Below are 9677 nucleotides of genomic sequence, written 5' to 3'. Positions count from 1 at the left end.
TAGAATTAGTGGTTAGTTATTAGGACATAAATTGAAGCCAATTCCATTTATAATTTATCATTCATCATTTGCCATTTATTCGTGTAGCATTGTTGGCATAAACCATTTCACGGTCTTTCTTTTTTTTTATAAAATAAGAAACAGAAAAAACGGAAGTAATACGGTTAATCCAAAACGAATTCCGCATGCGCGGAACCGATGCTCACTCCGCATACGGCTTTAATCTTTGACGCCAACACACGCAGCCTATGCGCATGGTCAAATATTCGCCTTCCGCTTCGCTCATGCTACGTTCCAATTTTTCGTTTGGATTAACCGTTCAATGTAAAATGAAGAATGTAAAATTTTTGATAGGAAACTCCGTCGTGCAGCCCTGCGAAATGTGATGAAAGAAGCGGTAGTATTAGTTAGTATGGTTTCTTTTTTAGTGTTTAGGATGTAGAATGATATTGTTTGCGAATAATGTTGGCTGAGGTTCTCGAAGCCAACATTTGACATGGGATTGAAAATTTCGATTATCTCTCATTCGACAGACCCCTTCGGTTAAACTCTCCATGTAGAATGTAAAATGAAGAATGTAGAATTAATGGTTAGTTATTAGGGATTATTTATTAGGGTTTCGAATGTGAATCCGACATCCATTTGTAATTTATACTTTATATTTTATTTGCAACAATGTTGCACCATTAAATCTTCTTTGTATATTTGCAACAGTATTGCAAAATGATTCTCCTATGAAAAAGAGCTTATTCTACGTTTTAATTTTTAGTTTGACTTTATTGTCTTGTAAAAAAGACCCTGAAATTGAACCTACTGATGATAATGAACTCATAACTACAGTTGAGCTCGAATTTACGGATAGTAAAAATGTCACTAAAACTTTTTCCTTTCAAGATCTAGATGCTAATTCGATCACTCCACCTGATAAATTTGAATCCATCGTGCTCGATGCCAATGAAAATTATGAAATGGAAGTGAAAGTATACGATGATTCAAGAAAGCCCAGGGTTGATGTAACTGAAAAGATTGAAGAAGATGCTGAAGCTCACTTGTTTGTGTATAAAATTACCCCAGCCTCATTATTCTCACTAAAAGCGAAAGACAAGGATAAAAATAATTTACCCATTGGACTAAAAAATACAGGTAAAACTCAAGGGAAAGGAATTGGTAAATTGCACGTTATTTTAAAACACCAACCCCCCGCTAATGGGAAAAGAACCAAAACTGGCAACGAAGAAATTGGATCAACGGATATTGATCTAGAGTTTAAATTAGAGATTAAATAATTTGTATAATATCTAAATAATGAAAAGATATAAGCATTTCTTGCCAATTGAAAAGATGGGTTTATTTTTCTCGATAGCTTGTGCTATTCATTGCATGACATTGCCTATCTTTTTATTTTTTGCCCCATATATTGCTAGTAGCTTCGCATTTACTTCCACATTCGAATGGATTTTAGTTTCTACTAGTTTTTTATTAGCTCTTATTTTACTTTTTCGAGATTACAAAAGACACCGTAAGCTACTGCCATTGATTTACCTTGCTCTAGCTGTTTCAGTCAAAGTAATTGAAGTGAGTTTGGGTAAAAACTCCTACGAATGGGCATTTGGCTTTCTCTTAGGAATATTTATTTCTGTTGCTTATTGGGTTAATTATCAACATAAAGTAGCTTGTACTTGTAAAATCAAGCGTCAAGCCTAGCTTTCCTATCCTTTTTCGTATCTTTACAGACTATTGATGATCTAATTTTTCAAATCTGTGAGTACATTTCAATCTGCTATTTATCAACCGGTTATTGGACTTGAGATCCATGCACAGCTGCAAACGGATTCCAAAATATTTGCGAGTGATGCTGTCCGATTTGGTAGAGAAGCCAACACTTTAATTTCTCCCATTAGCTTAGGTCATCCTGGTACTTTGCCCTTTTTAAATATAAAAGTGGTAGAATACGCTATCAAAATGGGAATTGCGATTGGATCTGAAATAGCTGAATGGCAACATTTTGACCGTAAAAATTATTTTTATCCAGATCTACCTAAAGGTTACCAAATCACTCAAGATAAAACACCAATTTGCGTCGGGGGAAAAATTAAAGTTAAATTAAAGTCAGAAGAAAAATATATTTCTTTACACCACATCCACTTGGAAGAAGATGCAGGTAAATCATTGCATGAGGGCGATAATCCTTATAGCTTTATTGATTACAACAGAGCAGGAACGCCATTGATTGAAATGGTGACAGATCCTACCTTGCATTCTTCCGAAGAAGCATTTGCTCTCGTTTCAGAGGTTCGAAAATTGGTTCGCTATTTAGGAATATGTGATGGCAATATGGAAGAGGGCTCTTTACGAGCCGATGTTAATATTTCTTTAAGGCCTATTGGAACCGAAAAATTGGGTACTAAAGTGGAGATCAAAAACATGAATTCCATTCGTAATATTCAACGAGCCATTGAATTTGAATGTACTAGACAAGCTGCTATGCTAGATGCTGGTGAAATCATCATTCAAGAAACCCGGACTTTTGATGCTCATTCTGGTAAAACTTCGAGCATGCGTGTTAAAGAAACGATGAATGATTATCGCTATTTCCCTGAACCAGATTTAGCTCCTTTACACATCACCCAAGATTGGATTCATGAAGTTAGAGCAACCATGCCCTTATTACCTTGGGAGCAAGAACAAGAATTAATCGATCAATTTGGATTGCCAGCTTATGATGCCCATTTTTTAGCGGAAACGAAAGAAATGGCTTTGTTTTTTAAGGAGGCTGCAACACATACGAAAGCCTATAAAGCTTTATCTAATTGGTTAATGGGACCTGTAAAATCCCATATGAATGAAAGTTTATTGCACATTCAGGACTTCGAAATTAATCCTGAAAATTTAGCTGAGATTGTCGATTTAGTTGAACAAGGAGTGATTACTCATAATTTAGCGGCACATCAATTATTCCCACTTTGTTTACAAGAAACTTCCAAAAGTCCGAAACAATTAGTCGATGAATATGGCTGGGGATTAGCCGATAACAATGATGAGCTAATTAATTTCGTTCAAGATGTAATTGGTGCATTTCCTGATAAGGTAAAAGAATACCACAAGGGAAAAAAGGGTTTGATTGCCTTATTTATTGGGGAAGTAATGAAAAGGTCCAAAGGGAAGGCTGACCCAAAAGTAGTGAATCAATTAGTCCAAGAGGCTTTGGCCCAATAATTTAAAGCTATGAATCGGATTTACTTGCTTGCTTTTATTTTTTTATCATTTGCTTTACAAGCTCAGGAATTTACCATTCAAGTCAAGGTTAAGCAAATAGTACCTCAAAGGAAAATATATCTAGAGTTTCTAAACGCACGTGGACAAGCCATTAAAATTGATTCATTAAGTCCTGATCAAAATAACAGTGCCGTTTTTCGCGGTAAGGTATTGGAAAATGGCGGATTTTATCTGATCAATTTTTATGATATAGCCAATCCACAAAAAGTCTTAGTCATTTTAGAAGGAAATGAAAGTATACTTGTAGAAGCTGATGGGGTGAATCTGCCAGATAAACCGGGTACTTATAGCGTGACGGGGGAATCAATTAATATTAAGATGATGAACCAAGTGATGGCTATATCCAAAGGTCTTGAAAAAAAGGTCATTGCTTGGAATGCCGAAATTCAAAAAACACCAGCTTCTCAAACCCGCATTCAAAAGGAATTTGAAACGGCACAAAATGCGGCACTTAGTCAAATTAAAGCCCTAATCCCGCAAATGGGAGCTAATTTGGTAGTACTTTGGACGACCAATTTCTTACCAGCAGAAACAGAGATGGCCACTTTGGAAATCATTGCGGATAAACTTAGAGCTGCCAGACCCAATCATGTTCTGATAAAGCCATTTTTGGAAAATTTAAAACGGTTGAAAGGTATTAGTATAGGCTCTGAAGCTCCTGAAATCAGCTTACCTTCTCCCAATGGCGAAAAAATAACCCTTTCTTCTTTGCGTGGAAAATATGTTTTGATTGATTTTTGGGCTAGTTGGTGTGGACCCTGCAGAAGGGAAAATCCCAATGTCATTAAAACCTATGCTCGTTTTAAAGACAAAGGTTTTGAAATATTTGGAGTAAGTTTAGATCAAGACAAAAGTGCATGGCTAAAGGCTATTGATACAGATCAGTTGACATGGAAACATGTTTCTGATTTACAATATTGGAATTCGGTAGCAGCTCAAGCCTATCAAGTTTCAGCCATTCCAATGACATTTATGTTAGATAAAGAAGGAAAGATTATGGCTAAGGGACTTAGAGGGGCTAGTTTAGACCAATTTTTGGAAAATTTATTTAAAGGAAAATAGTAGATGAAAATTGCCATCATAGGTTGTGGAAATATGGGAATGGCTTTCGCCAATTCTTTTATTCAATATAATTTGGTCAAGAAGGAAGACTTGTTACTGATTGAAAAAAATAAGGAACGAGGAGATATTCTTCAAGAGCAGAAAGCTGGTGTGGTAGTTGACACCATTTCAGAAAAAATATCTTCTGTTAACTTAGTCATCTTATCTGTAAAGCCTCAGGATTATCCTTCAGTTTCAGATGAATTAAAACAATATCTACGCCCTGGTCAATTGGTTCTTTCCATTATGGCTGGTATTCCGATAAAAAAAATACAAGAAAGCTTGTCCTATCCTTTAATCATTCGGGCCATGCCAAATACTCCAGCATTACTCGGTATGGGAATGACAGCTTTTGCCTCAGCACCAGAAGTAGGTATGTCAGATATTCGATTAGCTGAGAATTTAATCAACTCAACGGGTCGAGCCGTATTTTTAGAAGAAGAAAGTTTATTGGATGCTGTAACTGGATTGAGTGGTAGTGGTCCAGCCTATTTCTTTTATGTAATAAAAAATATGATTGATGCTGGAGTTGCCATGGGATTTGACCCTGCCATGTCTGCCTTATTAGTGAAGCAAACCATGCTAGGTTCCTATCACCTGATGCAAACTAGTGATAAGTCGTTGGATGAGTTAATTCAGGCCGTTGCTTCCAAAGGAGGAACCACTGAAGCTGCTTTAAAGACCTTTGGTGAAAAAGAAGTAGGAGAAGGTTTACAAAAAGGTATTTTTGCTGCCCGAGATCGCGCAGTAGAATTAGCCAAGTAGTTTTTCTTTTTGGTTGATCTAACTGAGAATTTATTTGAATGATATCCTTGCAAAGGGTGATTATTTTAAAAAATTAAGCTTTCTTTAGGGCTTAATTTTATATATATGGGTACTTTTTATTTCAATTAGTTCTATGAGGGTTGTCAAGTACCACATAAAAAAACAAGACATTGATATTCATTCAGACTTGTTTTCAGGCATTTATACTATTTTAACACATACCATTGGCCCTAATCTTACTTTAGAGGAAGCGTTGGGGGGCTCATTTTGTTCTCCAGTTCCTGATGAAGTTTTTATCTGGAGTTTTATGGTGAAGGAAAAGATGGTTGGATTCTGTTATTTTACCATATTGACGCATGAAGATCTAGTGATCATTCGACTTACCTTATCTGTAGAACGAAATTACCGGCATATCGTAAAAATGCCCTATCATGATTTCCTTTGGGAAATGATTTTTATTAAGTTGAAAAATTTGTCTAAAAAGGTAGTCTTTTATTCCAATCCAATCAATCCTATCATATATTCCGTAATTAGGGAGTATACTAAAAATTTCTTGCGTTATGAGAATAATGTACTATCTCAAACGGCAACGATTAATAAGATTTATGATCTTTTTGAAATAGAAAGGTTTAGTCGTGTTAGGAATACGCCTTTTAAAATGGAAGAAACGAGTTTGAATTTTGAGACATTGCGACACAAGAATAAATATGTCAATGATTTTTTAAATCAAAATCCTGATTTTAAACAGGGGACAGGTTTGATCACTATGGTGCCTGCTACAATAGCGAATATGATATATGCTGTTGTTAAGATGACCAAGAAGCAATTCAATCCTTCGAAATCAAAATACAAAAAATAGATTCTTAGTGTAGTAAATTGATGATTTCTTGAAGTCCTAATGCACGACTAATCTGCTCGCCATTGGGAGAAGAATTTGGATTACTACTAGCAAATAATTGTTCCACCATAGCAGTCATTTCTTCCGAACTTAATTTTTTCTGTTGGTATCTGATGGCTGATTTATTGGACATGGCCTGGGCAATTTTCTCATTTCGATGTTTGCTTAGATCACTGGCTTCATGTTTGACTTGTTCCAATATTCCTTCAAGTAGCGATTGTCCATCTTCTTCCCCTAATCCAGCAGGGATGCCTTTTACCCAGTATTTGGCGCCATCTTCTAGGGCTAGTTGAAAACCTAGATATAAAAGGTCCTCTTTGATTTCTTCTAATATGAGTTGGTCGGCTGGACTAATATGCAATAATTTAGGAAAAAGTAATTGCTGGGATGCTCCATTTTTTCTCTGCAAATGATCCATAAATTGATCATACAGAATACGTTGATACGCTCTTTTTTGATCGATCAGGATAAGGCCATTTGACCAACTTAAGGCGAGATATTTCTGCAATATTTGAATAACCTGAAAATTGGAGGTATTGAATTCGGTATTTTCTCTTTGGTTGGCCCGACTTTGTAAAATAGTTTCAGAGCTGTAGGTAGGCTGCTCAAATAATGGAGCTTTTATAGCTGGAGCTTGTTGTTCAAATGCTTGAATATTATCTTGTAGTCCTTCATACAGTTTTTTCCACGCATCCTGTACATTTTTGTTCGAATGAGAGCTACTTGTGTTAGGAGAAAAATGACTTGATCTGTCCTGCGCGGCTTGTCCTGAGGGAATATGAGGAATGTTAAAGTTGACATTGGTATCAAAATCCAACGAAGGAATTAAATTATGAATACTCAAAGTCTTTCTTACTGCTGCTTGAACAATGGCATAAATGGACCTCTCATCGTCAAATTTGATCTCTGTTTTGGTTGGGTGTACGTTGATGTCAATATGACTAGGATCGATGCTTAAAAACAAAACATAGAAGGGGAATGCACCTTCAGGCAATAAGCGTTCATAGGCGCTCATTACGGCATGGTTTAAATAGGCATTTTTAATATATCGATCATTGACAAAGAAAAACTGTTCACCACGTGTTTTTTTGGCATGTTCTGGTTTTCCTACGTAGCCTTTGATACAGACATAGGAAGTATCTTCTTCGCAGGAAGCTAATTGTTCCCGATAGCCTTTCCCGAATAAATCAACAATTCTTTTACCTAGCTTTTCGGCGGGTAATTGATAGGTTTCCTGGTCATTTTGAACAAAGGAAAACTGTATGTTGGGATGAGCTAGTGCAATATGTTGAAATTCGTCAAGGATATGTCTGATTTCAACCGGATTAGACTTTAGAAAATTTCTACGAGCAGGAATATTGTAGAAAAGATTTTTAACCGTTATGGAGGTCCCTAGGGGTTGTTGAATGCTTTCTTGGACCTTTAGGACGGAAGCTTCGATACGGACTAAGGTGCCTAATTCATCTTGCTCTCTTCGAGTTTTTAATTCAACTTGGGCTACTGAGGCGATGGAAGCCATAGCCTCACCACGGAACCCCATGGTTTTGATACTGAATAAATCTTCTGCTTTTTTAATTTTGGAAGTGGCATGTCTTTCAAAACACATTCTTGCGTCAGTTTCAGACATCCCTGTACCATTATCAATGACCTGAATAAGCCCTTTTCCCGCATCTTTGATGATGAGTTGTATGTAGGTAGCTTGAGCATCGATGGCATTTTCCATGAGCTCTTTAACCACCGATGCGGGCCTTTGTACCACTTCTCCAGCAGCAATTTGGTTTGCTATGGCATCGGGAAGTAATTGGATTAGATCACGCATGAGGAGGAATTTGGGTAATGGCAATTGGAATTCAAATAAAGCAAAAAAAAGGGAATGTTGCCATCCCCTTTTTTCTGAAATCAGTGAGTGAATTATTTCAATTCAACTTCAGCACCAGCTTCTTCTAAAGATTTTTTCAAACCTTCAGCTTCGTCTTTAGATACACCTTCTTTAACAGCTTTCGGTGCAGCATCAACTACATCTTTCGCTTCTTTCAAACCTAAACCAGTTAAGTCTTTTACTAATTTAACGATCGCTAATTTGTTAGGACCAGCAGCTTTCAAGACTACATCAAAAGATGTTTTCTCAGCAGGAGCATCAGCACCGTCACCAGCACCAGCAGCAGGACCTGCAACTACAACAGCACCAGCAGCAGCTGGCTCAATACCGTACTCATCCTTAAGGATAGCAGCTAATTCATTTACTTCTTTTACAGTTAAGTTCACTAATTGTTCAGCGAACGCTTTTAAATCTGCCATTTTTTGAAAATTTAATTGTTAAGAATTAATTATTTTGTGGGGTTAAACCCCGGTAATATCGGGTAATTATTCAGGACGCTCTCCTAAAGTCTTTACGATACCAGCTAATTTCTTCTCACCACTTGTAAGAGCAGAGATAACGTTTTTAGCAGGCGATTGCAATAGGCCAATAACCTCTCCAATCATCTCGTTTTTCGACTTAATATTTTCAAGTGCGATTAATTGGTCTTCACCAATGTATAAGCCACCTTCAATAGAAGCACCTTTGAATGCAATTTTGTCCTTTCCTGCCTCTTTACGGAAGTCTTTGATCAATTTTGCTGGAACTTTAGCATTTTCTGGTGAGAAAATGATTCCAGACATCCCTTTCAAAACGCTTTCGTTGAATGCAGAATAGTCATTTCCCGTTTTCTCTAATGCTTTTGCGATCAAGGTGTTTTTGAATACTTTGTATTCTAAACCTCTTGAAAAGCACATTCTACGGAATTCTGTAGCTTGAGCTACTGTTAAACCGGCTGTACTTGCAATGTAGAAGTACGGAGTTACCGCGAACTTTTCGCTCAACTCATCAATAATCTGATTTTTTTCTTCTCTTGTCATGATTACAATCCAGTTACTGTCGCCTTATCAATAACAATGCCCGGAGACATAGTAGAAGATATATTGATCGATTTAACATATGTACCTTTTGCAGAAGATGGCTTCAATTTCATCAACGTATTGATTACTTCTTGCGCATTTTCAGCAATTTTGCTAGCGTCAAATGAAACCTTACCGATTGAGGTATGGATGATACCCGTTTTATCAACTTTAAAGTCAATTTTACCGGCTTTCACTTCATTTACTGCTTTTCCTACTTCCAAAGTTACTGTACCAGACTTTGGATTAGGCATAAGTCCACGTGGACCTAACACACGACCCAAGCGACCTAATTTGGCCATAACCGTAGGCATTGTGATGATTACATCGATATCGGTCCAGCCTCCTTCGATTTTTGAAATATAATCATCTAATCCTACATGGTCAGCACCGGCTGCTTTTGCTTCCTCTACTTTATCAGGAGTACACAATACGAGAACTCGTACGTCTTTTCCTGTTCCATGAGGTAGGGCAACCACACCACGAACCATTTGGTCGGCTTTGCGGGGATCTACTCCTAAGCGAACATCAATGTCCACCGAGGCGTCGAATTTTGTATAGGAAATTTCCTTCAAAATTTCAGCCGCTTTGTTTAGAGAATACTCTAACGTTGCGTCATATTTAGAAAGGGCTTCCTTTTTTTTCTTCGTAAGTTTTGCCATTACCTTTTTATTAAAATGTTAAATTCTGATTATTACAA

At 36.9% G+C, this 9677-nt stretch carries 10 protein-coding genes; 6 read left to right on the top strand and 4 right to left on the bottom strand.

Going from position 1 to position 9677, the window contains the following annotated elements:
• Positions 1-734 precede the first annotated feature (734 nt).
• The 6 genes from G9H65_RS09205 to G9H65_RS09180 all read left to right on the top strand — a co-directional run bounded on the left by G9H65_RS09205 (position 735) and on the right by G9H65_RS09180 (position 6001).
• Positions 735-1286 (top strand): hypothetical protein, encoded by a 552-nt coding sequence (locus G9H65_RS09205; RefSeq protein ID WP_166375042.1) that lies wholly within the window; start codon positions 735-737, stop codon positions 1284-1286.
• A 19-nt stretch (positions 1287-1305) separates the two neighbouring features.
• The gene (locus G9H65_RS09200; protein ID WP_166375041.1) at positions 1306-1704 is read left to right on the top strand and encodes a MerC domain-containing protein; all 399 of its coding nucleotides are present in this window, start codon (positions 1306-1308) and stop codon (positions 1702-1704) included.
• Between the two features lie 57 nt (positions 1705-1761).
• On the top strand, positions 1762-3216 hold the full coding sequence (gatB, locus tag G9H65_RS09195; RefSeq protein WP_166375040.1) for an Asp-tRNA(Asn)/Glu-tRNA(Gln) amidotransferase subunit GatB: 1455 nt from the start codon (positions 1762-1764) through the stop codon (positions 3214-3216).
• Between the two features lie 9 nt (positions 3217-3225).
• Positions 3226-4338 carry a peroxiredoxin family protein gene (locus G9H65_RS09190; RefSeq protein WP_166375039.1) on the top strand — a complete coding sequence of 371 codons (1113 nt, stop codon included), beginning with the start codon at positions 3226-3228 and terminating at the stop codon, positions 4336-4338.
• A gap of 3 nt (positions 4339-4341) precedes the next feature.
• A complete protein-coding gene (proC, locus tag G9H65_RS09185) occupies positions 4342-5142 on the top strand; it encodes a pyrroline-5-carboxylate reductase (RefSeq protein WP_166375038.1) in 801 nt (266 codons plus the stop codon).
• 133 nt (positions 5143-5275) lie between these two features.
• The gene (locus G9H65_RS09180) at positions 5276-6001 is read left to right on the top strand and encodes a hypothetical protein (RefSeq protein ID WP_166375037.1); all 726 of its coding nucleotides are present in this window, start codon (positions 5276-5278) and stop codon (positions 5999-6001) included.
• Positions 6002-6005: 4 nt separating this feature from the next.
• On the opposite strand, the gene mutL is transcribed toward G9H65_RS09180, so the two are convergent.
• The 4 genes from mutL to rplA form a co-directional block, all read right to left on the bottom strand.
• Complete coding sequence (gene mutL / locus G9H65_RS09175; RefSeq protein ID WP_166375036.1) at positions 6006-7859, bottom strand: DNA mismatch repair endonuclease MutL; 1854 nt, start codon at positions 7857-7859, stop codon at positions 6006-6008.
• A 92-nt stretch (positions 7860-7951) separates the two neighbouring features.
• A complete protein-coding gene (gene rplL, locus G9H65_RS09170) occupies positions 7952-8338 on the bottom strand; it encodes a 50S ribosomal protein L7/L12 (protein WP_109321957.1) in 387 nt (128 codons plus the stop codon).
• 66 nt (positions 8339-8404) lie between these two features.
• Complete coding sequence (gene rplJ / locus G9H65_RS09165; RefSeq protein ID WP_166375035.1) at positions 8405-8938, bottom strand: 50S ribosomal protein L10; 534 nt, start codon at positions 8936-8938, stop codon at positions 8405-8407.
• 2 nt (positions 8939-8940) lie between these two features.
• A complete protein-coding gene (gene rplA, locus G9H65_RS09160) occupies positions 8941-9639 on the bottom strand; it encodes a 50S ribosomal protein L1 (protein WP_109321959.1) in 699 nt (232 codons plus the stop codon).
• Positions 9640-9677: the final 38 nt, after the last annotated feature.

It is taken from the genome of Aquirufa ecclesiirivi, assembly GCF_011250515.1.
In the GTDB taxonomy this organism is placed as follows: Bacteria; Bacteroidota; Bacteroidia; order Cytophagales; family Spirosomataceae; genus Aquirufa; species Aquirufa ecclesiirivi.
This window is presented reverse-complemented; position numbering and strand designations above follow the sequence as displayed.

Excerpts from the sequence above, each read along its gene's own strand:
- G9H65_RS09205 (WP_166375042.1), top strand. The coding sequence starts at position 735 with ATGAAAAAGAGCTTATTCTACGTTTTAATTTTTAGTTTGACTTTATTG.
- G9H65_RS09200 (WP_166375041.1), top strand. The coding sequence starts at position 1,306 with ATGAAAAGATATAAGCATTTCTTGCCAATTGAAAAGATGGGTTTATTT.
- G9H65_RS09190 (WP_166375039.1), top strand. The coding sequence starts at position 3,226 with ATGAATCGGATTTACTTGCTTGCTTTTATTTTTTTATCATTTGCTTTA.
- proC (WP_166375038.1), top strand. The coding sequence starts at position 4,342 with ATGAAAATTGCCATCATAGGTTGTGGAAATATGGGAATGGCTTTCGCC.
- G9H65_RS09180 (WP_166375037.1), top strand. The coding sequence starts at position 5,276 with ATGAGGGTTGTCAAGTACCACATAAAAAAACAAGACATTGATATTCAT.
- mutL (WP_166375036.1), bottom strand. The coding sequence starts at position 7,859 with ATGCGTGATCTAATCCAATTACTTCCCGATGCCATAGCAAACCAAATT.
- rplL (WP_109321957.1), bottom strand. The coding sequence starts at position 8,338 with ATGGCAGATTTAAAAGCGTTCGCTGAACAATTAGTGAACTTAACTGTA.
- rplJ (WP_166375035.1), bottom strand. The coding sequence starts at position 8,938 with ATGACAAGAGAAGAAAAAAATCAGATTATTGATGAGTTGAGCGAAAAG.
- rplA (WP_109321959.1), bottom strand. The coding sequence starts at position 9,639 with ATGGCAAAACTTACGAAGAAAAAAAAGGAAGCCCTTTCTAAATATGAC.